The sequence below is a fragment of the Streptomyces desertarenae genome (assembly GCF_042681365.1).
GTDB classification, from domain to species: domain Bacteria; phylum Actinomycetota; class Actinomycetes; order Streptomycetales; family Streptomycetaceae; genus Streptomyces; species Streptomyces desertarenae.
The window spans coordinates 24,125-49,414 of record NZ_JBHUFU010000026.1; the positions used below are offsets into that span (position 1 = coordinate 24,125).

Annotated in this window: 25 protein-coding genes, 4 tRNA genes and 1 riboswitch; of the genes, 12 read left to right on the forward strand and 17 right to left on the reverse strand. The window is 72.2% G+C overall.

All coding sequences use genetic code 11. The features are described 5' to 3' along the window. Window position 1: 1 nt before the first annotated feature. The 3 genes from ACFSJS_RS26375 to ACFSJS_RS26385 all read left to right on the forward strand — a co-directional run bounded on the left by ACFSJS_RS26375 (window position 2) and on the right by ACFSJS_RS26385 (window position 3,445). A complete protein-coding gene (locus ACFSJS_RS26375) occupies window positions 2–1,816 on the forward strand; it encodes a DEAD/DEAH box helicase (protein ID WP_380904733.1) in 1,815 nt (604 codons plus the stop codon). 98 nt (window positions 1,817–1,914) lie between these two features. Next, the gene (locus tag ACFSJS_RS26380; protein ID WP_380904735.1) at window positions 1,915–2,955 is read left to right on the forward strand and encodes a NaeI family type II restriction endonuclease; all 1,041 of its coding nucleotides are present in this window, start codon (window positions 1,915–1,917) and stop codon (window positions 2,953–2,955) included. Continuing rightward, window positions 2,948–3,445, forward strand: coding sequence for a very short patch repair endonuclease (locus ACFSJS_RS26385; protein WP_380904737.1), 498 nt, complete (start codon window positions 2,948–2,950; stop codon window positions 3,443–3,445). Before ACFSJS_RS26380 ends, ACFSJS_RS26385 begins: the two co-directional genes overlap by 8 nt. On the opposite strand, the gene ACFSJS_RS26390 is transcribed toward ACFSJS_RS26385, so the two are convergent. The 3 genes from ACFSJS_RS26390 to ACFSJS_RS26400 form a co-directional block, all read right to left on the reverse strand. After that, window positions 3,359–4,561 carry a DNA cytosine methyltransferase gene (locus tag ACFSJS_RS26390; RefSeq protein WP_380904739.1) on the reverse strand — a complete coding sequence of 401 codons (1,203 nt, stop codon included), beginning with the start codon at window positions 4,559–4,561 and terminating at the stop codon, window positions 3,359–3,361. The two genes, ACFSJS_RS26385 and ACFSJS_RS26390, sit on opposite strands and share 87 nt — an antisense overlap. Before the next feature lie 261 nt (window positions 4,562–4,822). Next, window positions 4,823–5,455: an ATP-binding protein gene (locus ACFSJS_RS26395; protein WP_380904741.1), complete on the reverse strand. Its 633-nt coding sequence runs from the start codon at window positions 5,453–5,455 to the stop codon at window positions 4,823–4,825. Window positions 5,456–5,566: 111 nt separating this feature from the next. Further along, complete coding sequence (locus ACFSJS_RS26400; RefSeq protein ID WP_380904791.1) at window positions 5,567–5,788, reverse strand: hypothetical protein; 222 nt, start codon at window positions 5,786–5,788, stop codon at window positions 5,567–5,569. Between ACFSJS_RS26400 and ACFSJS_RS26405 the strand changes: the two genes are divergently transcribed. The 4 genes from ACFSJS_RS26405 (at window position 5,712) to ACFSJS_RS26420 (ending at window position 8,129) form a co-directional block, all read left to right on the forward strand. Further along, window positions 5,712–6,515: a helix-turn-helix domain-containing protein gene (locus ACFSJS_RS26405; RefSeq protein WP_380904789.1), complete on the forward strand. Its 804-nt coding sequence runs from the start codon at window positions 5,712–5,714 to the stop codon at window positions 6,513–6,515. The two genes, ACFSJS_RS26400 and ACFSJS_RS26405, sit on opposite strands and share 77 nt — an antisense overlap. After that, window positions 6,515–6,739, forward strand: a complete 225-nt coding sequence (locus tag ACFSJS_RS26410) for a DUF397 domain-containing protein (protein WP_380904743.1) — start codon at window positions 6,515–6,517, stop codon at window positions 6,737–6,739. The genes ACFSJS_RS26405 and ACFSJS_RS26410 overlap by 1 nt, the downstream gene beginning before the upstream one ends. A 9-nt stretch (window positions 6,740–6,748) precedes the next feature. Continuing rightward, entirely contained in the window at window positions 6,749–7,237 is a 489-nt protein-coding gene (locus ACFSJS_RS26415; RefSeq protein ID WP_380904745.1) for a glutathione peroxidase, read from the forward strand. Between the two features lie 145 nt (window positions 7,238–7,382). Continuing rightward, window positions 7,383–8,129: an antibiotic biosynthesis monooxygenase gene (locus ACFSJS_RS26420; RefSeq protein ID WP_380904747.1), complete on the forward strand. Its 747-nt coding sequence runs from the start codon at window positions 7,383–7,385 to the stop codon at window positions 8,127–8,129. 78 nt (window positions 8,130–8,207) lie between these two features. On the opposite strand, the gene ACFSJS_RS26425 is transcribed toward ACFSJS_RS26420, so the two are convergent. From ACFSJS_RS26425 to ACFSJS_RS26480, 12 genes are all read right to left on the reverse strand, one after another. Beyond that, window positions 8,208–9,185: an aldo/keto reductase gene (locus ACFSJS_RS26425; protein ID WP_380904749.1), complete on the reverse strand. Its 978-nt coding sequence runs from the start codon at window positions 9,183–9,185 to the stop codon at window positions 8,208–8,210. A gap of 262 nt (window positions 9,186–9,447) precedes the next feature. Continuing rightward, window positions 9,448–10,500, reverse strand: a complete 1,053-nt coding sequence (locus ACFSJS_RS26430; protein ID WP_380904751.1) for a M23 family metallopeptidase — start codon at window positions 10,498–10,500, stop codon at window positions 9,448–9,450. A gap of 12 nt (window positions 10,501–10,512) precedes the next feature. Continuing rightward, window positions 10,513–10,688, reverse strand: a riboswitch (cyclic di-AMP (ydaO/yuaA leader). A 275-nt stretch (window positions 10,689–10,963) separates the two neighbouring features. Continuing rightward, a complete protein-coding gene (locus ACFSJS_RS26435; RefSeq protein WP_380904753.1) occupies window positions 10,964–12,295 on the reverse strand; it encodes an APC family permease in 1,332 nt (443 codons plus the stop codon). A gap of 246 nt (window positions 12,296–12,541) precedes the next feature. Next, on the reverse strand, window positions 12,542–12,757 hold the full coding sequence (locus ACFSJS_RS26440; RefSeq protein ID WP_380904755.1) for a hypothetical protein: 216 nt from the start codon (window positions 12,755–12,757) through the stop codon (window positions 12,542–12,544). Between the two features lie 5 nt (window positions 12,758–12,762). Continuing rightward, window positions 12,763–13,326 (reverse strand): DUF5994 family protein, encoded by a 564-nt coding sequence (locus ACFSJS_RS26445; protein WP_380904757.1) that lies wholly within the window; start codon window positions 13,324–13,326, stop codon window positions 12,763–12,765. Between the two features lie 139 nt (window positions 13,327–13,465). Further along, on the reverse strand, window positions 13,466–15,169 hold the full coding sequence (locus ACFSJS_RS26450) for a SpoIIE family protein phosphatase (RefSeq protein WP_380904759.1): 1,704 nt from the start codon (window positions 15,167–15,169) through the stop codon (window positions 13,466–13,468). 296 nt (window positions 15,170–15,465) lie between these two features. Then, window positions 15,466–15,538 (reverse strand) — tRNA-Lys (locus ACFSJS_RS26455). A 236-nt stretch (window positions 15,539–15,774) separates the two neighbouring features. Continuing rightward, on the reverse strand, window positions 15,775–17,688 hold the full coding sequence (locus tag ACFSJS_RS26460) for a DEAD/DEAH box helicase (protein WP_380904761.1): 1,914 nt from the start codon (window positions 17,686–17,688) through the stop codon (window positions 15,775–15,777). 244 nt (window positions 17,689–17,932) lie between these two features. Then, a complete protein-coding gene (locus ACFSJS_RS26465) occupies window positions 17,933–18,844 on the reverse strand; it encodes a hypothetical protein (protein WP_380904763.1) in 912 nt (303 codons plus the stop codon). A gap of 55 nt (window positions 18,845–18,899) precedes the next feature. Then, window positions 18,900–19,286, reverse strand: a complete 387-nt coding sequence (gene crcB / locus ACFSJS_RS26470; protein ID WP_380904765.1) for a fluoride efflux transporter CrcB — start codon at window positions 19,284–19,286, stop codon at window positions 18,900–18,902. Then, window positions 19,283–19,768 (reverse strand): fluoride efflux transporter FluC, encoded by a 486-nt coding sequence (locus ACFSJS_RS26475; RefSeq protein WP_380904767.1) that lies wholly within the window; start codon window positions 19,766–19,768, stop codon window positions 19,283–19,285. The genes crcB and ACFSJS_RS26475 overlap by 4 nt, the downstream gene beginning before the upstream one ends. Next, on the reverse strand, window positions 19,765–20,127 hold the full coding sequence (locus ACFSJS_RS26480; RefSeq protein WP_380904769.1) for a metallopeptidase family protein: 363 nt from the start codon (window positions 20,125–20,127) through the stop codon (window positions 19,765–19,767). Before ACFSJS_RS26480 ends, ACFSJS_RS26475 begins: the two co-directional genes overlap by 4 nt. A 178-nt stretch (window positions 20,128–20,305) precedes the next feature. Here ACFSJS_RS26480 and ACFSJS_RS26485 point away from each other — a divergent pair, with 178 nt between their 5' ends. From ACFSJS_RS26485 to ACFSJS_RS26500, 4 genes are all read left to right on the forward strand, one after another. After that, window positions 20,306–21,931: a metallophosphoesterase family protein gene (locus tag ACFSJS_RS26485; protein ID WP_380904771.1), complete on the forward strand. Its 1,626-nt coding sequence runs from the start codon at window positions 20,306–20,308 to the stop codon at window positions 21,929–21,931. A gap of 102 nt (window positions 21,932–22,033) precedes the next feature. Further along, window positions 22,034–22,106, forward strand: a tRNA-Glu gene (locus ACFSJS_RS26490). A gap of 38 nt (window positions 22,107–22,144) precedes the next feature. After that, window positions 22,145–22,219 (forward strand) — tRNA-Asp (locus tag ACFSJS_RS26495). A gap of 4 nt (window positions 22,220–22,223) precedes the next feature. Next, window positions 22,224–22,297 (forward strand) — tRNA-Phe (locus ACFSJS_RS26500). A gap of 100 nt (window positions 22,298–22,397) precedes the next feature. On the opposite strand, the gene ACFSJS_RS26505 is transcribed toward ACFSJS_RS26500, so the two are convergent. Then, the gene (locus ACFSJS_RS26505) at window positions 22,398–23,612 is read right to left on the reverse strand and encodes a site-specific integrase (RefSeq protein WP_380904773.1); all 1,215 of its coding nucleotides are present in this window, start codon (window positions 23,610–23,612) and stop codon (window positions 22,398–22,400) included. A gap of 75 nt (window positions 23,613–23,687) precedes the next feature. Here ACFSJS_RS26505 and ACFSJS_RS26510 point away from each other — a divergent pair, with 75 nt between their 5' ends. Continuing rightward, on the forward strand, window positions 23,688–24,131 hold the full coding sequence (locus ACFSJS_RS26510) for a GNAT family N-acetyltransferase (RefSeq protein ID WP_380904775.1): 444 nt from the start codon (window positions 23,688–23,690) through the stop codon (window positions 24,129–24,131). A 42-nt stretch (window positions 24,132–24,173) separates the two neighbouring features. Here the strand turns inward: ACFSJS_RS26510 and ACFSJS_RS26515 are convergent, their stop codons facing one another. Next, window positions 24,174–24,884, reverse strand: coding sequence for an SMI1/KNR4 family protein (locus tag ACFSJS_RS26515; RefSeq protein ID WP_380904777.1), 711 nt, complete (start codon window positions 24,882–24,884; stop codon window positions 24,174–24,176). Window positions 24,885–25,290: the final 406 nt, after the last annotated feature.

Genomic DNA, 25,290 nt, shown 5'->3' on the forward strand with positions numbered 1-25,290 from the left:
CATGCCGGAAGCAACAGAGCCGTCGCTCCGTATCGGCTTCGACGTCACACGGACCCGCGTAGTCCTGCGTACACGGGCTGAGTTCCAGGGTGACTTCGCACAGCTGGCCACCCGCATCGCTGCGGGTGGCCAGCGCGGCCTCCTCAGCGCAGAGATCGACCTGGATGACTTCCTGGTCGGACTCAGCGAACTCGGCAGCTGGACCCACGACGGTGTCGTATGGGAAGAGGCACTTGCCGAACTCGTCAACAGCGTTCTGGACGACGCAGCGACCGCAGAGCGCAGCCTCAGCCAATCTGGTCCGGAAGCTGAGGAAGCCGTCGCGCCAGAAGATCTCGATGTACTGCTGGGATCGGGCTGGGTGGCGGACCTGACCGCTTTCCAGCGCCGTGACATCGCCCGGCTCCTGGCGCTCCGCCACGGAGCGAACTTCAGCGTGCCCGGTGCGGGCAAGACCCGCGTGGCTCTCGCCGTGTTCGCCGCCATGAGGGAGCGCGGCGAGGCCCAGCGCCTCTTGGTGGTGTGTCCTAAGTCCGCGTACGAAGCGTGGCAGTACGAAAGTTCCAACTGCTTCAAGGAGCCGCTCCGCACAGATGTGATGGCATCCGCTCCTGATCCGGGCGCGGAGCTGCTGCTTGTGAATTACGAAAGACTCGGCCGGTCAGTCGCAAGCCTGGCTTCATGGCTCCGGTCCGCGCCCGCCATGCTCGTCCTTGACGAGGCACACCGGATGAAGCTCGGCGCGCAGGGCACGTACGGCTCAGCCTGCCTGGCACTCGGCCCCCTGGCGCGGCGGCGTCTGATTCTCACCGGTACCCCGGCCCCGAACGGTGCCCGGGACCTGGAGAGTCTGCTGTCCTTCGTGTGGCCCGGCCACGGCAAAAGGGTCGTTGCAGACGCGGTGGGGGGCGGCGATCTGGCCTATGCGAGCTCGGTGCTCCGGCCGCTGTTCACGCGCACGACCAAGAGGGAACTCGGCCTGCCGCCCTTCGAACCGAAGATCCGCTATGTGGACCTGCCTCCCCTGCACCGCGAGATCTACGAAGCCCTGAAGGGCAATCCCTCAGCACGCTCAGGGAGCCTCGACTCGCTGGGGAAAGCAATGCTCCGGATGCTGATGGCCTCGACAAGCCCCGCACTTCTACTGGAGGGCACGACACGGTACGAACCGCTGTCGTACCAGGTGCCGCCGCTCGAAGCATCACCGGACGACTCCCTCTACACGCTTCTGAGGAATCTGCCTCGCCACGAATTGTCACCCAAGTACGCGGAAGCCGTGAGGATCGTCGCGGAGAACGCGAGTGCAGGACGTAAGACCCTCGTCTGGACGACGTTCGTCCGCAGCCTCACCACTCTGGAACAGCTTCTCGCCCCCCACCGCCCGGCAGCTGTTTACGGCGGCACGGAAGACCGGGAGGAACAGATCAGACGCTTCCGTGAGGACCCGGACTGCATGGTTCTCATCTCCAACCCGGCGACCCTCGGCGAAGGCATAAGCCTCCACCAGGTCTGTCACGACGCACTGTACGTTGACCGTGACTTCATGGCGGGCCGCTTCCTGCAGAGTCTTGACCGCATCCATCGTCTGGGCCTGGCTCCTGACACTGAGACACGGGTCACAGTCCTGGCAGCCCGAGGGACTGTTGACGAAATCGTGGCGATGCGCCTGGAGTCGAAACTCGAGTTCATGGGCCGCATCCTGGATGACCCGTCCGTACTGCAACTAGGCGATCTCCAAGAGGATGAGCCGAACACGGTCGGCATGGATGCCGAGGACATCCGGGCCCTCCTGGCACATCTGGGGACTTCCTCGTAAACGACTCCACTGCGGGACATGTCTGCCATTTTCCCCAGGAACTGGCACGCCTCCACTGGACCTTTACCCATAATTGACACATTTAACTTAAGACGAAGATGAGCCTTCCAGAATACAGCCACCCGGCACTCCCTTTTGACATTGCAGTCGCTACGAGCCTCGCCGGACCAGTCACTGACGATCCGGAACTGCTCGCAGTCAGGGATTACCTGCTGCGAGAGGACCCCGAGGGCAGGCGGTTCGCCACTGTTCTGCGGAACACCATTGACCAGCTGCTCGACGGCGAGAACACGGGCCGATACGACTGGCGCCAACTGCACAAGACCGAGAAAACCCATGCCGGCACCCTGGTCGAGATCAATCTGCAGCGAGAATTCCAGTTCAAAGACGGCCAGGACATGGATTACTCCATCGAGGGAATTGACGTCGACTGCAAGTTCTCGCAGAGGCCGTACGGCTGGATGATTCCCCCAGAAGCACTTGACGAGCTATGTCTTGTGGTCTGGGCGGATGATCACCTGAGCCAGTGGAGCGCAGGACTCCTCCGCGCCAGCCGGGAAATCATCGCTTTCAGCGAGAACATCACTCGGAAGGGAAACAGAGACAGAAAAATCGTCCTGAAGAAGGAGCACCGCGGCCTCGTGCACTGGCTCTGGGAGAAACATCCACTGCCGGAGAACCTTCTTCTTCATATTGCCGAGGGGACTCGCCGTGCAATCTTTGATGCTGGAGCCAGTTCTCGCAGGAGTGTCGGCCAGGCAAGAGTTTCAGAACTATTCCGGCGAGTTCAGCAAAGACGCATAAGCCGGACCGCCGTACGGACACTTGCCCAGCAGAAGGATTACATGAAGCGAGTGCGGTACAACGGAGGAGCCCGCACGAAGCTGCGCCCGGACGGGATAGTCATTTTCGGAGACTACCCAAGCCATCAGGAAGCGGCAGAAAGACTTGGAATCCCTGTACCACAAGAAGGAGAATTTGTCAGCGTCCGGGTTGCAAGAGCCAGAGCTGACCACGGCGACCGCCCCCGTGTGCGTCTTGACGGAGAAGAATGGGTTGTAGCCGATGGCAACGACCCAGTAGAGAAGGCACCTCTTGTCCCTGAGACCAGGAAGGGCCACCAGAGCGACGATGACTGACCGGAAGGACCAGACCGCCGAAGACACCTTCTGGAAGCCGCCGGAGGGCTCGTGGGCCTCGTCGGCCGCGCGACGGCGGAACATGCAGGCCATCCGGAGCCGGGACACGAAGCCCGAGCAGACGGTCCGGCGGCTCGTGCACGCCCTGGGACTCCGCTACCGGGTATCAGTGAGGCCGATCAAGGACCTTCGCCGGACGGCCGACATGGTCTTCCGTCCGGCGAAGGTCGCCGTGTTCATCGACGGGTGCTACTGGCATGGCTGCCCGGAGCACTATGTGCCTCCCAGGACCAACTCCGGCTACTGGTCAGACAAGGTCGCGGGGAACATAGCCCGGGACCGGGACACCGACCGGCGGCTCACCGAGGCGGGCTGGACCGTACTGCGGTTCTGGGAGCATGAGTCACCCGACGACTGCGCGCTCAAGATCGCCGCTACGGTCAGCAGGCTCCGCGCCGAGCGGGACAGACGGGGCGGGGAGCTCGAATAGTGCGGTCTCCCGGACCTCGTCCAGTTCCACAGGAACGGCAGACGGCTCCTTGGCGCCTGCCTCAAGCGCCGCGATGATCTGTGCGCCGATGGCCTGGGCGACAAGCGGCGGGAAGGCGTTGCCCACCTGACGGTAGGCGGCGGTCTTGCGTCCGGAGAACTTCCAGGTTTCAGGGAACCCTTGGATAATCGCGGCCTGGCTCACCGTGAGCTTGGGACCGATGGGCACGCCTTCCTTGTCCACGCTGTACAGATCGCGCTTGGGGTCCTTCATGTCCTCTGGCTCGTTCGCCACTCCCATGGCGTCGACGCCGAGCTTGCGCCATGCCTTCTTGGCGCGCGTGGGACCGAGGTCCGCACCTCCGTGCTTCTTCGAACCGCCCACCAGCGTGGGCGCCACGCCGGTGCGGGCTTTCTCGTACCAGCGCATGTATGCGGCCTTGCCCTCCGGGGAGTTCCCGAAGCGCTTCTTCATGGACTTCGCCAGGGCCTCGCCCACCGTGACCAGCTTAATCTGGTTCGGATTCGGCCACTCGAAGTGTCCGGCGTACTCCTTCTTCATGGCCACCAGGATCGCCCGGGGCCGCAGCTGCGGCACTCCGTAGTCACATGCCTCGATGACTCTCCAGTCGCAGATCACGTACTCCGCCTTGCGCAGACGGCGCTTGATCACATTCTCCCGGTAGTCCCGGAACTTGTGCCCCGGCTCCAGCAGCCCGCGCACGTTCTCAATCATGACGGCTTTGGGCTGGAGATACTCGATCATGTCGAGCGCGTTGGGAAACAGGTCGCGCTCGTCGTCCTGGCCGAGCTGCTTGCCGGCCGCTGAGAACGGAGGACATGGGACCCCTCCGGCGAAGAGGTCAAGATCACCTTCACCGAGGTCCAGCTCCTCGGCCAGTTTCCTAGGACTCAGCTGGGTGAGATCCCTCTGGAGGATCTGGCACCCTCCCCACTCGGGGTTCCCCTCGACGTTGTTTCTGAGGGTCTCGCAGGCGTTGTCGTCGATCTCGATGAGCGCCAGGTGACGGAAACCGGCGTTGTGCAGTCCGAGGGCTTGCCCCCCCGCTCCGGCGCAGATCTCCACTGAGGTGAACACCGACTCAGCGCGGCTCATGCGCCCTCCTTCCAGGCATGCCTGACAGATACTCTCCGCAGTTCATCGTTACAGAGGGTGACATGCCCCACTGACAACGCGGCTTCCAAACTACCCAGTATGACCAGAAGCCCCTCTGGCTGCGCCGCAAAGCTCTGTGAACACTCATACGATATTGGCCCCGCGGCTGCCATCGGAACTGAGGGGTGGGTCGCAGCCGCCTCGGCGCATCACGCCGCACTCCTGGCGCCTCACGCGCCGCGGAGGAGCAGGCCACCAGGATCATGCTGCGCCCGCCTCCGCCTCATAGGACATCTGCGCCCGGTCGAGGACGTCGTCCGGGTCGCGCCCCTGCTTCGCCAGCCAGTGGAGGAGGTCAGCGATAAGGCCCGCTGCCGAGCCTTCGAGTACCGCGAGGCTGCGCGTACTGGCCGGCGCCAGCCGACCGGAGATACGGCCGTAGACCTCCAGGGTGCTCACGGCCCGCCGGAGACGTCGGCATTCCTCGCTCGTCCCTAGAGAGAACTCACACCACACCGCCTTACCGGAAGCGGTCAGGACCGTTCCCCAGTCAGCGGCCATCGCGGCGAGCAGACGCAGACCGCGGCCGCTCTCGTCGCGGTCATCCGGGTGCGCCAGCTCGGGCATCGCGTGACAGCTGTCGTGAGCTTCAATCCGGAGCCGGCCATCGCCTGTTACGAGCATGAGTGTCGCTGCGGTCCCCTCCCCTACGTGCTTGACGACATTGGAGGCGAGTTCGCTCACGGCCAGCTCCGCGTCGTCCACCAGGTCGGCCAGCCCCCAGAGCCCAAGCTGCTCCCTGACCGTCCGGCGCAGCCTACTCAGTTCCTGCGGAATCGCTCTGAAGGGCAGCACCGAGCGCAGCCGGGGTTCCGTGATGCCGTAACCGTCCATGGATCGCACTCCCTTCGTGCCACGTCAGCGCTGCGCCTGCCGCTCCATGCGACTTCGCCGAGTGACAACCCGGTTGCGAGTATGACATGAGATATTCCGCCATGTAACTTCTCACAAGAATCGACCGGGTGAATCGGCGAAACGCCAACTCAGGCCGTTCATAGCCTGGTTGATCATCCGGAGCAGACGCCCGCACAACAGGAAGGTTGCCGTCATGCCGCCAAGGATCACGACCCGGCGCCGCCAGCTCGGCGCGATGATGCGGAAGTTCCGTGCCCGTTCGGGGATGACTCTTGAGGAGGCAGGCCGCCTCGTCGGGGTGTCGAAGGCCACGGTCAGCCGGTACGAGACACAGGAAGGACCGGTGAGATGGCTCGTCGTGGACAACCTATGCCGGCACTACGGAGTGAGTGACGCCGAACGCGAGGCCGCCGTCAGGCTCGCCAAGGACGCCAGACAGCAGGGCTGGTGGAGCTCCTACGCGGACACGCTCCCGGAGACCATGAACCTGCTGCTCACCCTTGAGGACGAGGCGGTACGCGAGGACCACTTCGCCTGTCTGTACGTTCCCGGTCTGCTGCAGACCCGCAGGTACACGGAAGCGGTGCAGCACGCGTCCGAGATGCGGTTCGCTCCCGAGGAGATCGAGCGGCTCGTCGACCTCCGCATGAAGCGGCAGGAGATCCTCACCCGCGACAACCCTCCGCACCTGTGGGCCGTGCTCGACGAGTCGGTCATCCGCCGCGTCGTCGGCTCGCCGGAGGTGATGCACGAGCAGCTCGGGCACCTGCTGGAGGCCAGCCGGTCTCCCCACATCACGCTCCAGGTACTGCCCTTCTCCAGGGGCGCCCACTCCGCCGCCATGGGCAGCTTCGTCATCCTCGGCGGTGCCGAACCCTCTCTGGACGTCGTGTACATGGACCTGCACGCGGGGTCGGTCTTCCTGGAGAAGGACGAGGAACTGAACCGGTACCGGCTTGCGTTCGACTACCTGCGCGCCCAGGCTCTGGACATGGCAGCCTCGGCCGAACTGATCGAACGCGTCCGTGAGGAGATGTGATGCACCCATGCATACCAGCAGTTCCGGACAGGGCCTGGTTCAAGTCCTCGTACAGCGGCGCGGGGGCGACCGAGTGCGTCGAGGCGGCGTTCGTGCCGGGGAACGTGGCCGTGCGCGACAGCAAGGAGCCGGGCGGGCCCGTGCTGACGTTCGCGGCGGAGGCCTGGGACGCCTTCCTCCGCGAGGTGAAGATCCACGACGCCCGTGGAGGCGATCTCTGTTAGACAGGGGGCATGAGCCTCTACGACATCCCCCTGCGCACCCTGACCGGTGAGCCCACCTCCCTCGCCGAGCACCGCGGCAAGGTGCTGCTGATCGTCAACGTCGCCTCCCGGTGCGGGCTGACCCCGCAGTACGAGGGCCTGGAGCGGCTGCAGGAGAAGTACGCCGACCGCGGGTTCACCGTGATCGGCGTGCCGTGCAACCAGTTCGCCGGCCAGGAGCCGGGCACCGCCGAGGAGATCGGGACGTTCTGCTCGGCCACCTACGGCGTCACCTTCCCGCTGCTGGAGAAGACCGACGTCAACGGGGAGGGCAGGCACCCGCTCTACGCCGAGCTGACCGGGCTCGCGGACGCCGAGGGCCAGGCCGGCGACGTCCAGTGGAACTTCGAGAAGTTCCTGGTGGCGGCGGACGGCACCCCCGTGGCCCGGTTCCGTCCGCGCACCGAGCCGGAGGCGGAGGAGATCACCGCCGCGATCGAGGAGCGGCTGCCGGCCTGAGGGACGGGGCGGGCGGGGGCCGCCGTGTTCCGGCGGCCCCCGCCGAAGCGTCCCGCCCGACTTCCTTGACCTCAAGCGGACATGAGGTGTGAGGCTCGTTCCGCAAGCACGGAGGAGCACCCACCGAGCGCGAGGAGGCACAGCCATGTCCGCCTACCCCGACCCCACCCGTCCCGGCGTCGGCGCCGTGTTCGTCAGCACCTGGGACGTGGGCACGCCCGAGCGGCAGCGCGCCGCCGCGGCGGCCGTCGCGGACGCCTGGGCGAAGCGGCCCTGGCCGACCCCCGGGCCCCTGACGTACAGCGTGTACGCCGGGATTGACGGCCGGACGCTGCTGCACTACTCGCAGTGGCCCGACGAGGAGGCGTATGACGGGTTCGTGCGCGACCACCGGTCGGACCGCAACGGCGAGATCGACGCCGCCGTGCCCGGGATCGAGCGGCTGGCCCTGTACCGCACCCGGCTCCACCGCAGCCTGTCCGGCGGGCGGGAGGGGGGTGCACGGCGGCCGGCGCCCGGCTGCGTGGTGCTGGTGAACGTGGAGTTCGACGGACCCGACGAGGAACGGCAGCGGGACTGGGTGGACACCGTCGTCCGGGCGCTGGAGGCGGACCGGCCCGGGGGGATCCTGCCGCCCGGCGGCATCTCGGCGCACTTCCACCTGTCCACCGACGGCACCCGCGTCCTCAACTACGCCGAGTGGGAGAGCGTGCAGGCCCACGTCGACGCGCTGGCCGCCCCGGGCGAGGGGGTCGGCGGCCCGTCGCCGCTGTGGCGGCGGGTGCGGGAGTACCCCGGGCTGGTGAGGAGCGACGTCTCCCGGTACGAGCTGCTGTTCACCACCGCGCGCTCCGAGGAGCCCGCGGCGCCGGAGCCGCACCCCGCCGGCTGACCCTGGGGACGGCCGCCGCCGGCCGCGGCGCCCTCGCCGTCCCGGCGGGTCCGGACGGCGCGGGGCGCGGGCGGGCCGTCAGGCCGAGGCCCTCTCCAGCAGTTCCGTCTCCCGCTCGGTGAGGGCCAGCCCGGCCATCGCCAGCAGCGGCGGAAGCTGCTTGGGGGTGCGGGCACTGGCCAGGACGGAGACGACCGTCGGACGGGCGGCGAGCCAGGCCAGGGCGACAGTGGCGGGATCGGCGCCGCGGGCGGCGGCGACCTCGTCCAGGGCCGCCAGGACCCGGCGGCCCCGCTCGGTCTCCAGGTGCCTGGCCGCGCTGCCGGCCCGGGGGCCGGAGGCCGCCGCTCCGGGCCGGTACTTGCCGGTGAGGAAGCCGGCGGCCAGGGCGTAGTAGGGGACGGCGGCCAGGCCGTGGCGCGCGGCCGCGTCCCGCAGCGGCCCCTCGTAGGTGTCGCGCGAGACCAGGCTGTAGTGGGGCTGGAGGGCGACGTAGCGGGCGCGCCCCTCCCGGGCGGAGAAGGCCAGGGACGCCTTCAGCCGCTCGGCGGAGAGGTTGGAGGCGCCGATCTCGCGGACCTTGCCCGCGCGCACCAGGTCGTCGAGTGCGCCGACGATCTCCTCCACCTCGACCGACTCGTCGTCGCGGTGGGTGTAGTAGAGGTCGATGCGGTCGGTGCCCAGGCGGCGCAGGGAGTCCTCGGCCGCGACCCTGACGGTGGCGGCCGACAGGCCCCTGCGGTCGGGGTGGGCGCCGACCTTGGTGGCGATGACGACGTCGTCGCGGTTGCGGCGGGCGGCCAGCCAGCGGCCGATCACCGTCTCCGACTCGCCGCCGCTGTTGCCCTGCGCCCAGGCCGAGTAGGAGTCGGCGGTGTCGATGAAGGTGCCGCCGGCTTCGGTGTAGGCGTCCAGGACGGCGAAGGACTCCCGTTCGTCGGCCGTCCAGCCGAAGACGCTGCCGCCGAGGGCGAGGGGGGAGACGGTCAGGCCGCCGATCCTGCGCGGGGCGGCATCCGTCCGGGGGGCACGGGGCGTGTGCGCTGCGTCGCTCATGGGACACGGTAACCACGTGCGGGGCCGGACCGGGTGGAGCGGTGGGGAACCGGCGGCCCTGGTGTCGGGGGGTGGTCCACCAGGGCCGCCGGGGCATCGGGGCCCGGCCGGTGACCCGGACGCCGCCGCCTCGTCCCCTCCTGGGGTCGGCCGACGTGCACCGACGGTGCGCGAGGCGGCGGCGCGGGAGCGGGGAGGGCCCTGCCGGGCCCGCGTGCACGGCGCGGCGGGCGGCCGCGCGCCCGGCGTCCGGGGCGGTGGCTCAGATGGACTGGCCCTTGCCCCGCAGCCAGGCCAGCGGGTCGATCGGGGCCCCGCCACCGGGGCGGACCTCCAGGTGGAGGTGCGCGCCGGTGGAGTTGCCGGTGGAGCCGACGCGGCCGATGACGTCGCCGGTGGTCACCTTGCCGCTGGTCACCGTCATCGAGGACAGGTGGCAGTACCAGACCTCGGTGCCGTCGTCGAGCTTGAGGATGATGCGGTAGCCGTAGGAGCCGGCCCAGCCCGCCTCGACGATCTCACCGCTGTGCACCGCCTTGACGGGGGTGCCGGTCGGGGCGGCGAAGTCCAGGCCGGTGTGGTTGTTGGCCCACATCGAACCGGAGGCCCCGAAGTGGGAGGTGAGCTGGTAGGAGGTGAGCGGGAGGGTGTAGCTGGCCGCGAGCTTGGCCAGGCGCTCGGCTTCGGCCCTGCGCGCCGCCTCCTCGGCCGCCTTGCGCTTGCGCTCGGCCTCCTCCTCGGCGGCCTTGTCCGCGGCCTCCTCGGCCGCCTTCTCCGCGGCCTCCTCGGCGGCGGCGTCGGCCTCGGCCTGGACGACGTCCGACTGCTGCCGGTCGGCCTGCTGGAGGATCCGGGCCCGCAGCGCCTCGCCGGGGTCCGTGCTCAGGGTCGTGGTGGTGGCGACGTCACCGGTGTCCAGGCCGGCCTGGGCGAGGGTGCCTCCGAAAGGGGTCGCGCCGGTCCCGGCACCGGTGCCGGCGTCCTCGTCGGAGTCGGCTATGAGACCGCCGACCCCGGGGATGCTCTCGGCCATGGCGCCCAGGTCGGGCACGGAGATGGGAGTGGGCGCCTTCTCCTTGGCGGTGGCCATGCCGCCCGCGCCGACCGCCGCGATCATGCCGACGCCCAGGACCGCCCCGCTGCGGGCCATGCCGTTGCGCTGCTTGACCACGCGGTGCCGGCCGCGGACCGGGCGGACGGAGTCCTCGGTGGGATTCCACACCTGCCGCTCCTCGCCGCCCTCCGGGTCGAACGGGGTGAAGGTGCTGGTGTGCGGGTCGTACGCGACCTCGGGGGCCGGACTGCTGGACGCCACGGAGGCGCTCTCCTTTCCTTCCTTCTCGCCTACCGGGTTAGCTGACGGGTTCGGAGCAGGAAGGTCTCCTACGGAGCCGTGCCGGCACGCCGGACGGTCCGATTCACCCCAAAAGGTGGTTCCCCGGTTCCCTGGGCGCGGCCCCGCGGTCCACGGGACAGCACCTTCGGGATTCGGCGACGGCGCACGGTGCCGCCTCCATAGGCGACAGTGACGACCGCGCTGCGTTATCGAACGTTAATAGAGGAGCGCTTCGGTTTCCAAGTCCCCCCTTCAAAGCGTGAGTAATTTCAGGGAGGACTTAACGCCTCATTTCCGGTTCAATTCGGGCGAGTTGAACGCCGCTCCGGCGTCGGGAGATGCATCACACATAACTGACGGAGCCTCAGTTGTTATGCGGAGGGACGTCCCCCGGATACGGACGGTGACTCAGGTCGGCGGCCGGGGGCGGGAGGCGGGCCGGTCAGCGTCCGACGGATGGCCGCGTCGTTCCGGAGCCGTCCGCTCCGCCACCGGGGCCCCGGCGTCCGGCGAGCACGCGCCGCACCCCGTACACGGCGGCCCCGGCGGCCAGCACCGCCGCCCCGGAGGCCACCGACGCGGCGGGCAGGGCGAAGGCCAGCGCCGCGCACCCGGCCAGCCCGGCGACGGGGACGACCCGGACCGGACGGCCCTCGGCGGGGGTGAGGGTGAGGGCGGAGGCGTTGGCGACCGCGTAGTAGGCCAGCACTCCGAAGGACGAGAAGCCGATCATCCCGCGCAGGTCCGCGGTGGCCGCCGCCACCGCCACCACGGCGCCGACGGCCGCTTCGGCGCGGTGCGGCACCCCGGTGCGCGGATGGACCGCGGCCAGCACGGGCGGCAGGTGGCGGTCGCGGGCCATGGCCAGGGTCGTGCGCGACACCCCCAGGACGAGCGCCAGCAGCGAGCCCAGCGCGGCCACCGCCGCCCCGGCCCGCACCACCGGGGCCAGCTCCGGCACCCCGGCCGCCCGCACGGCGTCGGCCAGCGGCGCGTCCGCCCGGGCCAGCCCGCCGGGGCCGAGCACGGCCAGCGCGGCGACGGCCACGGCCGCGTACACCACCAGGGTGATGCCCAGGGCCAGCGGGATCGCGCGGGGGATCGTGCGCTCCGGGTCGCGCACCTCCTCCCCGAGGGTGGCGATGCGGGCGTATCCGGCGAAGGCGAAGAACAGCAGGCCGGCCGCCTGGAGGACGCCCGCGAGGGTCGCGTCGCCGCCGAGGTCCAGCCGGGCCGCCTCCGCACTGCCGGAGCCCAGGCAGGAGACCACCACGGCGGCCAGCACCGCCGAGACGACCGCCACGATCGCGCGGGTGAGCCAGGCCGCCTTCTGCACGCCCGCGCAGCCGACGGCCGTCAGCGCCACCACGGCGGCGGCCGCGACGGCGTGGGCGTGCTCCGGCCACACGTACAGACCCGCCGTCAGGGCCATCGCCGCGCACGAGGCGGTCTTGCCGACCACGAAGCCCCAGCCCGCCAGGAAGCCCCAGAACGGGCCCAGTTGCTCGCGGCCGTAGACGTAGGTGCCGCCGGAGACCGGGTGGCGGGCGGCCAGCCGGGCCGAGGAGGTGGCGTTGCAGTACGCGACGGCCGCCGCCAGCGCCAGGCCGGGCAGCAGTCCGGAGCCCGCGGCGCGCGCGGCGGGCGCGAAGGCGGCGAAGACGCCCGCGCCGACCATCGACCCCAGGCCGATCACCACCGCGTCGAAGGTTCCCAGGCGCCGCCGCAGCCGCCCGCCCGCCTCCGCCGCTCCCCGGGCCGGTGACTCGTCCATCGTCGGCTCGCTCCCCCTGTGTCCGCGGCCGCCGCGCCGCTCCTCCGCCGCCCTCGGCCGGCTTCCGCCGCCCTCAGCGCTTCCCCGCACCGCCGGACGGTACACCGGACGTGCCCGGCCCCCTCCCGGCCGGGGGCACCGGCTCCTCCGGCTCCGTGGCGGATCCGTCCCCCCGGGTGGGGCCGCGTACCGGCGGGCGGTGCGTGCGGCCGCGGCGGCCGGCGTCCCGGCCGGGACGGGCCCGCGTCATCCGGAGCGTCCGCGGCGGGCGGGATCGTCGGACGACCCGCCGGTCGGGCGCCACCGCCTCGGCTTCGCACCGCGGCCGCCGAGCCCCGGCGGTGCGTCGCTGTAGCGGAACTCCGTGACCCGCTCGTCGCGCTGGGCGTTGAGCCGGTGGATCACGAGGGCTCCCAGCGCGATCGCTCCGATGATCACTGCCACGGTGATGACGATGTCCACGGTCCTCAGCTCCCCACCGGTCGGTGTCCGGATCCGGCCGGACGCGAAGGCTGCGGGAGGAGGGTCCCGCCGGCCGCCCTCGGCCCCGGACTGCGGGGCTCCGCGACGGTGCGGGCCCCCTCCTCGCGCGCCGTGGTCGTGCCGGCCGCGAGGTGGTTCTCCGCCGCGGAGGCGGCGGACGCCGGCCAGGCCGCCGGGCCCGCCGTCTCCGGCGGGATCACCAGCAGTTCGCAGCGGCCGGCGGGGTGGGAGAGCAGGATCAGCTCGTAGGGGCGGCGGCCGCCCGGGAGCCACCCGACGCGCACCGTGCGTCCGGCGACGCGCACCGCGCGCGGAACGACGGGCCAGCCGGCCGGATCGACGGTGGCGCGGGTGACGCGCCCCCAGCCGTCGTCCAGCACGTCGGTCAGGACAGGCAGTTCGCGGGAGAGGTCACGGGAGCGGGGCCACCAGACGCCGTCCACCCCGGGGCGCCCCGGAAGCACCCGGACCGGCGCCAGGACCAGGCGGGCCGGCGGCGGGGGGACGCCGCGCTCACCCGTCGATGTGGGACTGTCGGTCACGGCCATGTCGCGGACCCGCCTCCGGGCCCGGTCTCTCTCCGGCGGCCCGGTGTCGTCGCTCACCGGGAGCGGCACCCGCGGGAAGGCGGGTGCGCGGAGTGCTCCCGGTCCCTCCAGCGTACTCCCGCCGCCGCCCCACCGGGACTCAGCCGGGGACGCGCAGGGCGAGAACGGCGATGTCGTCGGTGCTGCCGGAGGACATGCGGACGAGGACCTGGTCGCAGAACTCGTCCAGGGGGCGGCGGGCGAGGGCCGCGGCGTGGCGCCGGAGACGGCCCAGCCCGGTGTCCAGATCGGTGCCGGGGACCTCGACCAGGCCGTCGGTGTAGAGCAGGAGGGTGGAGCCGGGCGGGAGGGGCGCGGTGGCGTCGGGACGGTCGCCGCCGCCGAGGTGGGTCCCCAGCAGGAGGCTCTGCCCCTGCCCCAGGTACTCGGCGTGGCCGTCCGGTGTGGCCAGGAGGGGCGGTGGATGGCCGGCGCTGGTCCACCGCAGCCGCCAGGGGCCCTCCTCGGGTCCCTCGACGCGGGCCAGTACGAGAGTGGCCATGGAAACGCTGGTGATGGCGGGCAGGGCGTCGTCGAGGCGGTCGACGATGGCGCTGGTCGGCTCGGTGCGGTCCCAGGCCAGCGCGCGCAGCATGCCGTGGAGCTGGGCCATGCCCGCCGCGGCGGCCAGGTCGTGGCCGACGACGTCGCCGATGACCAGCGCGGTGGCGCCGTCCCGCAGGACGAAGGCGTCGTACCAGTCGCCGCCCACCTGGGAGCCGGCGGGGGCGGGCTGGTAGCGGGCGGTCAGGCGCAGCGGTCCGGGCTGGGGCAGGGAGACGAGCAGGTTGCGCTGCATGGCCTCGGCGATCTCGCGCTGGCGGCCGAAGAGGCGGGCGTTGTCGATGGCCAGTCCGACGCGGCGGCCCACGTCGCCGGCCAGGGCCAGGTCGGCGGCGCCGAACGGCCGGGCGGCGCCGGTACGGACCAGGGTGAGGGCGCCGGTGACCTGCCGGGCGGTCCTCAGGGGCACGGTGACGGCGGAGGTCGCGCCCAGCGACTGCAGGAACCCGGCCTGGACGGCGGCCAGCGCGGAGTCGGGCGGCGCGCCGATCTCCTCGGGGCCCAGCAGGGCGGGCTCACCGCCGTGCAGGACCCGCACCAGGGGGGAGCGGGAGTGCTCGGCGGCCGCCGGGAGGGTGCCCTGCCACGCCTCCCGCTCGGCGTCACGGCCCTCCGGCCCGGTCACCGCGACCCTGCGCACCTCGCCTTCGACGCGCAGGTCGACGGCGGCCCAGTCCGCCAGCCGGGGGACCAGGAAGCGGCTCAGCCGGCTGAGGGCCTCGTCGGTGTCGAGGGTCTGGGCCAGGACGGCGACGATCTCCTCCACCAGGGCCGCCCTGCCGGTGAGGTCCTCCGGCGCGGCCACGTGTGCCGTCCGCCCCCCGGCGGCCCCCGAACCGGCGGCGGCGGTGAACAGCACGGCCATGCCCGCCGCACGGCCGCCCCCGGCCACGGGGGCGCAGGACCAGTCGGCCCGGAGCAGCCGCCCGTCGCCGCGCAGGAAGCCGTCCCCCTCACCACGGGCCGGGGCGCCGAGGGCGAGGGCCGCGAGCAGCGGGCACTCCTCGCGCGGGACGGCCGTGCCGTCGGCGCGGCGGTGCAGCAGGTCGTGGAAGTCCTTCCCGGCCATCGCCGCCGCGGTGCGGTCCAGCAGCTCCTCGGCGGCGGGGTTGGCCGCGACGATCAGGCCGGAGGGGTCCACCACGACCAGACCGGCGCCCAGGCGCTCGAACACCTCCCGCCAGAACGTCGGTTCCGCCGCCCATCGCAGGCCCTCGCCACCGGACGCATCCTGGACCACGCCGCTTCCTCCGGTCGGTAGAAGGTCCGCCGCCCGCTGCCGGACGGCGGCTGTCGCCCTGGACGGTTCCCGCGAGCGGGGGTACCGCACCGGGGCGGGGCGGAGGTTCCCCGGAACCGGTCCGGTCCCGCCCGCACCGGAGAGGGGGCGGCAGCGGCGCGGGGCGGGGCGGCCGGGCCGTCCGCCCGCGCACCGCTCACGCCCGGGGCGCGCGAAAGACGGAGCGCTCCGGCCGGTGAGACCCGGCCGGAGCGCCACACGGCAGGTGGGAGGGGTTCTCCCCGTCCTGCCACCGGTAGGCCGTGTGGGACTCGAACCCACAACCCATGGATTAAAAGTCCACTGCTCTGCCAATTGAGCTAACGGCCCGCCCCCCGAAGCATAGCCCGGAGGCGGGCCGTGCCTCGAAGGCATTCGCACGGCATCGTGCCGGCGTCGCCCGCGGGCCGCGGGGGCCGCGGCGGGCGCCGGGCACGGGGCCGCCCCGGAGGCGCGGCGCCGGGGCAGGGACGGCAGGGGCCCCGCCCGAACGGGGAGTTCGGGCGGGGCCCCTGCGTCCCGGAGGCTCCCGGACGGCTCCCGCCGCCGGTCACCGTCCGGCGGTGTCAGCCGTTGCGCTTCCAGCGCGGCTTGTCGGCGCGGCGGTCGAACGAGCGGCCGCCCCGGTGGTCGCCGCCCTGGTGGCCGCCGCGGTGGTCGTCACGGCGTCCCTGCGGACGGCGGTCGTCGTGGCGGTCCCGGTTGAACGGGCGGTCGCCGCCGCTGCGGTGGCCGAACTCGCGGCGGTCGTCGCGGCGGAAGCCGCCCCGGTCGTCACGCCGGTCGTAGGGACGCTCGTCACGCCGGTCGTAGGGACGCTCGTCGCGGCGGTCGTCGCGGCGGAAACCGCCCCGGTGGTCGTCGCGGCTCCGGTCGCGGTCGCGGTTGAACGGACGGCGGTCGTCGCGGTCGCGGTTGAACGGACGGCGGTCGTCGCGGTCGCGGTTGAACGGGCGCCGGTCGTCGCGGTCGCGCCGGTCGCGGCCCCGCTCCTCCCGCGCCCGCCGCGCCTCGGTCTCGGCCCGCTCCTCGGCCGCCCGCACCTCGGCCACCGCCTCGGCGGCGGCCGCCTCGGTGGCCTCGGCGACCGCGGCCACCGCGGCCTCGGGGTCCTCACCGCGCTCGCGGGCGGCACGCGCCGACAGCTTGTCCGCCTCCTCGCGCAGTTCGGCGGCGCGGCGCTGCGCGTGCTCCAGCTTCCGGGCGATCTCGGCCACCTCGCGCTCGGCCTGCTTGGCGGCGTTGAGCGCGGACTCGGCCTGCACCTCGGTCAGCGACCGGGCGCCGGTGATCTCCACCACCTCGTCGTCGAAGGCGTCGCCGCGGCCGATGACGTGGCGCGAGGCGTCCACGCCCGCGTCCTCCATCAGCCGGAAGATCTGCCTGCGCTGGTGCGGCAGCGCCAGCGAGACGACCGTGCCGGAGCGGCCCGCGCGGGCGGTGCGGCCGGAGCGGTGCAGGTAGTCCTTGTGGTCGCCGGCCGGGTCCACGTTCAGCACCAGGTCGATGCCGTCGACGTGGATGCCGCGCGCGGCGACGTCGGTGGCGACCAGCACGTTGACCCGGCCGTCCTTGAAGTCGGCCAGCGTCCGGGTGCGGGCGCCCTGGGTCATGCCGCCGTGCAGCGCGTCCGCCCGCACACCCGCCTCGCGCAGCTGCTCGGCGACGCGGTCGGCGCCCATCTGGGTGCGGACGAAGACGATGGTGCGGCCCTTGCGCGCGGCGATGGCGGCGGTGACCGGCGCCTTGTCGCGCGGCTTCACGATCAGCACGTGGTGGCTCATCGTGGTGACGGCGCCCTGGGCCGCGTCCACCTCGTGGTTGACGGGGTCGACGAGGTAGCGGCGCACCAGGGTGTCGATCTCGTTCTCGAGCGTGGCGGAGAACAGCATCCGCTGGCCGCCGGCCGGGACCAGGTCGAGCAGTTCGGTGACCTCGGGCAGGAAGCCCAGGTCGGCCATCTGGTCGGCCTCGTCCAGGATCGCGACCTCCACGTCGTCCAGCGAGCAGGAGCCGCGGTTGATCAGGTCGCGCAGCCGTCCCGGGGTGGCGACGAGGATGTCCACGCCGCGCTCCAGGGCGCTGATCTGGTTGGCCATCGAGGTTCCGCCGCAGACGACCTTGAGCTTCAGGCCGAGGACGTCGCCGTAGGGCTGGAGCGCATCGCTGACCTGCATGGCCAGCTCGCGGGTGGGGGTGAGGATGACGCCGCGGGGGCGCCTGCGCTCGGTGCGTCCGCCGGCCAGCCGGGCCAGCAGCGGCAGGCCGAAGCTGAGCGTCTTGCCGGAGCCGGTGCGGCCGCGGCCGAGGACGTCCTTGCCCGCCAGCGCGTCCGGGATGGTCGCGGCCTGGATCGGGAACGGGACGGTGACGCCGTTGTGCGCCAGCTTGCGGACGATCTCGCCCGGCAGGCCGAGGTCGGCGAACGTGGTCGTCGGCTCGTCCTCGGGGAGGACGACGTCAGGGGTGGTCACAGACATGCGAAAACAAACCTTCCGGAGTTCATGGCACGCGCCCGCAACTCCGTGATTTCGCATACGACCGCCTCGATGCGGTCAAGCCACGGCTCAGGTGAGGAACGCGCCACACGGCGCGCTCTGGATGGGCGCCGGGCAAATGGGAGCAAACGATCTGCCACCATACGACCCTTCGCCCTCAGGAGGCAAATCCCTTGCCGGCTGGCGCCGGAGAGCGTTCGGGGAGGCGACGGTGGCGACCGCACGGTCAGTCTACCGGTTCCCCCGTCCCGGGCCGTCGGGCGGGCTCCGCGGCTCCGCGGGTACGGCTGCCGGAGGGGCCTGCGGCGTCGGGCCGGCGGGCGGGGTGGGCGGGGTGGTCGAGGCGGTCGGGGACGACGGATTCGGGTTCGTGTGAGGGGAGAACGCCGCCGGTGCCGCCGTTCATTCCCGCCGCCCCGGCGGACCGTGCGGAGAGGGGCTCGGCACCGGCCGTCAGCGGCCCGACGCCCGCGGGGAACCGCTCGCGCGCGGCGCCCGCCGGCCCGCCCGCCCCCGCGGGGTCGGCGGACCCGTCCTCGGAGCCGCCCCCCTCGCCGCCGCTGCCCCCGCTGCCGCCCTCGGAACCGCCGCCGCCGTCGTCGCCGCCGCTGCCCCCGCTGCCGCCGTCACCCCCCGTGGGGGACGGCTCGGCGGGCGGGGTGGTGCGGTCCGGCGGCGGTGTGTCCGGACGCGGGGACGTCGCCGGCGCGGAGGGGCGCCCGCCGCCCGCGCCCGGGGAGGCCGTGGGTCTCGGCGGGCGCGGTGTGCGCGAGCCGCCCGCCGACGGGGTGGCGGGGACCGGGGGCGAGGAGGAGGCCGCCGGCCTCCCCGGCTTCTCGCTCCCCCTGTCCTCCCGGTCCTTCGCACGGTGCTCCCCGCCGCCGTCCCGGCCGCCCGTGCCGCCGCGCGGCGCCACCGCGCCGCCGGGGCGGGCGCCGTCGGGGCCCTGGGAGGCCTGGTGCCCGGCCGGTTGCGGCCGGTCGCCGTCCGCGTCGCCGGAGGACCCGACCGTCATGCAGCCGCCGAGCGCGGCCAGCAGCAGCGCGCCGGCGGCCGTGCGGACACCGGTGCGGGCCGGGCCCGCGGCGCGGGGGGAGGGGGGTGCGGACAGGCGGGGGACGGATCGGGAGCGGCGCACGGGCGGGCACCTCCGGAGGGTGGGAATCAGGGGCGGGCTCCCTGCCCAACTCCCGTCAGCCCGCCAGGTAACGCGCGAGGGCCAGACCCGCCCAGACCGCGCCCAGGGCGACGGCCGGGGTGACCGCCGCGTTCGCCAGCGCCGCCCGTCCCCGGCCGAGTTCGGCCAGCCGCAGCGTCTCGTGGGAGAAGGCGGAGTACGTCGTCAGCGCCCCGCACAGCCCCGTGGCGAGCAGCGCCGCCCACGGGCCGGCCGCTCCCCGGGCGGTTCCGGCCAGCAGCCCCAGCAGCAGGCTGCCCGCGGCGTTCACGGTGAGGGTGCCCCAGGGGAAGGCCGATCCGTACCGCGCCCGCACCGCGCGGTCCACCGCGTACCGCAGGCACGCCCCGGCCGCCCCGCCGAGCGCCACCAGCGGCCAGCCGGTCCAGCCCGCCCCGCTCACCGCGGCGCCCCCGGCCGTTCCGCCGTCAGGGCGCGGGTGGCCGCGGTGGCCGCCCACACGGCGCCGAGCGCGGCGGCGAACGTGCCGGCCAGACAGGCCAGGGCCGCCGGCACCTGCCCCCGCTCCAGCAACCGCACGGTGTCCAGCGCGTGGGCCGAGTACGTGGTGAAGCCGCCCAGCGCCCCGGTCCCCAGGAAGGGCCGCGCCAGCCGGTGCCCCCGGCCGCGCTCGCCGACCAGCACCAGCAGCACGCCGATCAGCGCGCAGCCGGCCGTGTTGACGGCGAGGACGGCCCAGGGGAAGCCGCCGGGCGGGGTGGGCCAGGCCAGGGCGATCCCGTGGCGGGCGGTCGCGCCGAGCGCACCGCCGGCCGCCACGGCGGCGAGGACGGCCGGCGCGCCGTCCCCGGCGGACGTGTGCGGGCCGGGGGCCGGTCCGGCCGCCGTCCCGGCCCGGTTTCCCGGGCCGCGCCCACCGCTCACGCGTAGCCCAGGTCGTGCAGCCGTTCGTCGTCGATGCCGAAGTGGTGGGCGATCTCGTGCACGACCGTGATCTCCACCTCCTCGACGACCATCTCCCGGCCGCCGCCGTCACGCTCGCACATCCGCAGGGTGGGGCCCCGGTAGACGGTGATCCGGTCCGGCAGGACACCCGCGTACCACTCGCCGCGCTCGGTCAGCGGGGTGCCCTCGTACAGCCCGAGCAGTTCGGGGTCGTCGGCGGGCGGCTCGTCCTCGACGAACACGGCCACGTTGTCCATCAGCCGCGTCAGCTCCGGCGGGATCCGGTCGAGCGCCTCGGCGACCAGTTCCTCGAACTCCTCGCGCGTCATCTCCAGCACGCGCCCATTGTCCGCCACACCGCGCGGGCGGCGCACTGTTCCGGCGCACCCGGCCCGCACCGCGCGCCCCGGCGTCACGCCCGGCCGGCGCGCCCTTCCGCATCCGGCCCGCACCCGTCCCCGCGCAGAGCGGCCGGTCACCGCATAGCCCCCGAACGAACAGGGCATATGGCACCGCATGAGCCGCGAACCCCTCCGGCCGTTCCGGGACCTCGCCCGCAGGGCCGCAGCCGTTCTCCGCTCCCTCCGGAACCGCTTCCGGGCACACCGCCCGGCACCGACGTCCTCCCTCGTCCACACCCCCCACCCCTACGCCCGCGCGCTCGCGCTGGCGGCCGTGACGCTGCTGGGCGCCTGGCTGGGGCTGCTGGCGGTGGGCAGCGTCGAGGTGCCGGTGGGTCCGGTGGACACCCGGATGTCGCTGCGCCCCGCGGTCTCGGGCGGCACGGAGATCAACGTGCCGCCGCTGGGCGCCCTGGAACTGGAGACCCACCGGGCACCGCTCGGCCTCGACGTCGACATCAGCCGGCTCGACCCCGAGCGCGCCCAGATCCTGGTCGACCACCCGGAGCGGATCAACGGCCTGGAGGACCAGATCACCCGGGACGTCCGGAACGGCACCCTGGACCTGGCCGTGAGGTCGTGCGTCGCGGTGGTCGCCGGCGCCACGGTGCTGGGCCTGGCCGTCTACCGGCGGCCCCGGCGCGCGCTCGCGGCCGGCGGCCTCGCCCTGGCGCTGCTCGCCTCCTCGGCGGCCACCGCGTACGCCACCTGGAACCCCAAGTCGGTGCTGGAGCCGAGGTTCTCCGGACTGCTGGCCAGCGCGCCGAACGTGGTGGGCAACGCGCGCAGCATCGTCACCGAGTTCGACGTCTACCAGCAGGAGCTGGCCCGGCTGGTCACCAACGTCACCAAGCTGTACGACGCGGCCTCCACCCTCCCCACCTACCAGCCGGACCCGAGCACGATCCGGGTGCTGCACGTCTCCGACATCCACCTCAACCCGGCCGCGTGGCACATCGTCAGGTCGCTGGTCGAGCAGTACGACATCGACGTCATCGTCGACTCCGGCGACACCATGGACCACGGCACCGCCGCCGAGAACGGCTTCCTCGACGCCGTCGAGGACCTCGGGGCGCCGTACGTGTGGGTCCGCGGCAACCACGACTCGCACACCACCCAGGAGTACCTGGAGGGGCTGGACAACGCCCACGTCCTGGACGACGGCAGGGCCGTGACCGTGGGCGGCCTGCGGATCGCGGGCATCGGCGACCCGCAGTTCACCCCGGACCGCTCCGTGGTCTCCGAGGGCGACGACGCCGAGCGCGCCGCGGGGCGGACGCTGGCCGCGGCACTGCGGGCCGCCGAGGCGCGGGGGGAGCCGGTGGACATCGCCGTCGCGCACAACCCGGTGGCCGCCCAGCAGACGGACGGCGACGTGCCGCTGGTCCTGGCCGGACACATCCACCGCCGGGAGACGGAGGTCCTGGACGACGGCACCCGGCTGATGATCGAGGGCTCCACGGGCGGCGGCGGACTGCGGGCCGTGGAGGGCGACGAGCCCCAGAAGGTGATGGCCTCGGTGCTCTACCTGGACCAGGAGAGCCGGCGGCTCCAGGCGTGGGACTCGATCACCCTCGGCGGCCTGGGCCTGACCACGGCCGAGGTCAGCCGCCACCTGCCGGAGGACGCGGAGCCGGGCGCCCCGCCCTCCCCGTCGGCCTCGCCCTCCGGATCGCCGCCCGCCTCGCCCTCCCCGGCCCCGTCCCCGGCCGGCACCCCCTCCCGGACGCCCTCCGACTAGCCCGCACGGGGGGCCGCCGGAATCCGTTTTGGCGATCCGTCCCGGCATCCCATATGCTTCTCACGTCCCCGACGCGCTGAGAAGCGCCCAGGTGGGCCATCAGCCCTCATCGTCTAGTGGCCCAGGACGCCGCCCTTTCAAGGCGGTAGCACGGGTTCGAATCCCGTTGGGGGCACGCACCAACCTGTGCGAGACTAGTGCTCGTGCAATCCAGGTCCTGTGGAGCAGTTTGGAGTGCTCGCCACCCTGTCAAGGTGGAGGCCGCGGGTTCAAATCCCGTCAGGACCGCTGCGGCTGGGTAGCTCAGTTGGTACGAGCGTCCGCCTGAAAAGCGGAAGGTCGCCGGTTCGACCCCGGCCCCAGCCACCGCAGCCCATCAGGGCAGAAACCCCCGTCGAGATCATCGGCGGGGGTTTCGCTTTGCCGCACTGACGGCAGTACGACGGCAGTGGGGGCGCTCGGCGGCTCACTCGAAGAGCTTGCTGAGCTGGGTCAGCGCCTTCCGCTTCTCCTCCTCCGAGGCGTGGGCGTACACCCCGAGCGTGACCTGGAGACCGCTGTGACCGGCTATCTCCCGGACGATGTGGGGCGCCACGCCGGGGTCGAGCAGCAGCGAGACGAAGGAGTGACGCAGGTCATGGAAGCGGTGGCCCTCCAGGCCGGTCCGCTTCTGGGGGGCGTACCAGTGGCGGTCCAGGTTGCGGGGGTCCACGGGCGAGCCGACGGCTGTGGTGAAGACGTGGCCGGAGTCCAGCCACTCGTCTCCGCAGTTCCGGTGTTCCCGCCGCTGCTGCTCGCGCCGGGCCTTGAGGGCCTCCACGACGAGGGGCGGCAGCGGGATCGTCCGGCACGAGTGCCGTGTCCTGGGTTGCGCCGACACCAGTTCCCCGTTGATCCGCTGGAGTGAGCGGGTCACGGTGAGTTCACCCCTGTCCAGGTCCACCGCGTCCCACCGCAGGCCGAGGAGTTCGCCCTTGCGCAGGCCCAGGGTCAGGGCCATGAGGTACAGCGCGTACAGCCGGCCGTTCCTCACCGTCGCCAGCAGTTCACGGGCCGACGCCGTTTCGAGCCCCTTGCCCCGCGCGCACGACGGCCCCTCCACCTGGACGAGCTTGGCGACGTTGCGCGAGACGAGTTCTTCCCGCACAGCGTTCTGGAGGGCGTTGCGGAGCACGGCGTGAACGAACTGGATCATCCGGGCCGACAGCCGCCGGCCGCAGCACCGGCCACGTGAGCAGCACTGCACCTCCTCGGGCCGCCGGGCGTCCAGCTTCCGGGTACAGCACAGGCACAGCTCACGCAGCCGCGCCAGCATGCCCAGCGCGTCCCGGGGTGCCAGCCGCTCGAGACGCTTGCCGCCGAGCAGCGGCACCAGGTAGAGCCGGACGGCCGACTCGTAGGCGAGGAGGGTCTTGGGCCGCCGCCGGGGAGCCACCACGTGCTCGATCCGATACGTGAGGTAGGCCCCGACCGTCCATGACTTGTCGGCGACGGGGATTCCGCGGTTCGCCTGCTCCAGCATCCGCACGAGCTTGGCGTGGGCATCGGCCCGCGTGCGCGCGTACTGGCGCTTGCGCTTGAGCGTGCCCGCCGAGGTCGGGACATGGGCCGCAGCCTCCCAGCGCCCGTCCTTACGGAGCGTGATCGTCCCTTCGCCGTTCAGGCGGCTGCGGCAGCCCATGTCCGGCCCTCCCCCTCGTCGAGTTCCGCGAGCGCTTCGCGGGCGGTCTCCCGGTTCTGGCGGATGTCGCGGGCGATGGAGGCCGCGGACGGGTATCCCGTCGAGGGAGTCGCCGACCCGGAAGCTTGGCTGCGATCGGGGGACGTGTTGGCTTCCTGGGTCGCAGAGGCCGACCACCAGGTCGTCGGACACGTGGCAGTGATGATCCCCAACGGCGAAGACGCCGTAGCCCTCTGGACCCAACAGAGCGGGGAGAGCCACGAACGCGTGGCCGTACTCGGCCGGCTCTTCGTGACCAAGAGCGCCAGGAAGCGCGCCCTGGGCGAGAAGCTGATGCGGACGGCGACGGCCTACGCACAAGCTCGTGGGCTCCGCCTGGTGCTCGACGTCATGACGAAGGACACCGCCGCCATACGCCTCTACGAGCGTCTCGGATGGCGCAAGATCGGCGATACCACGCACCGCTACGGCGACGGGCAGCAGACCAGCGCCCTTTGCTACGTAGCACCATCCAGCTAGCGCGTTACAAAGTTCTCTACCTCATTGAAGTTCTCTACCTCATCAAGCTGCTTCCGCCGCGCACGGCGCGGCGTCGCGCGGCCCGGCGACTTGGGCCGCGCACCTGTCTTCGCCCGGCACGGCCCGGTCACTGCGCAGCGGTATGAAGTCCCAGCACAACCTCTGCTCCTCGTCCACGACGGGCGTGTAGTCGTTGAGGGGCTGGTTGGTCTCCAGTGACGTGGCGATCGCCTCCATGAGCAGTGGCAGGGACGTCCACATCTCGTGTGATACACGTATAAGGCCTTCCTCGGCCTCGGCTTCGTGGACGCGCCCCCGGTAGTCGATCCCGGGACGGTGGTCCAGTACGAGGCAACCCCCGCGGACGTCCCGCGCGATGGGGATCAACTGCGGATGTCCGTACAGGACGCTGCTGACCCCGATCTTCATGAAGTCGTAGTCCGCCTCCTCTCCTTCCTCATCAGCCGTGTGCTTGTCGTAGAAGCCGGTGAAACGTTGCCACTCAGCCGCTATCTCGCGTGCGCTCATTGGTCTGTAGAACCCTGGCAGCAGCCGGCTCCGCTGGTCGAGGAGACCGTCGTGCCGCAACAACGACAGCACCAAGGGCTTCAGCAGTGGTCGACCGATGACGCGTTCGGCTGCGGCGATGTCCGCCGGACCCGCGGGCGGCGCCAGCGCGGCGTAGGTCGCCGGGGCGTGCTCGGCCAGCCAGTTCTCGATTCGCGTCCATGACTCACTGATCGGTGCGGTCATGGTCCGGCATCCTGCCACCTGGTGCTGACAACCTTCTGGGAACAGCCAGACGGTGGCCGTGATCCCGACGCGTCTGACCGGGGCCGTCTCTGGGCCGTGCGAGGGAACTCGACGATGACAGGCGACGAAAACCGCCGACCGCTGACCCGCAGGCCGGAAGGGTGGCGGCCGGGGCCGGAGTGCGTGCAGGCCAGGAAGGTGCCGCGTCACTTCTTCGGCTTCTGTGTGGGGCCACCACCGCTGACACCAGCGGCAGAGAGGGCCGAGAGCGATCACTGTTCCCTGTTCCGCCTGGACGCGGCTGACGGCAGTCTGACGGCAACGTCGGCGAACGCCGCCGAACGCAGCCGTACGTCGTGAGCTGTCAACGCTGGTCGTTGCCGGGCCGGAAGATGATCCACTCCGT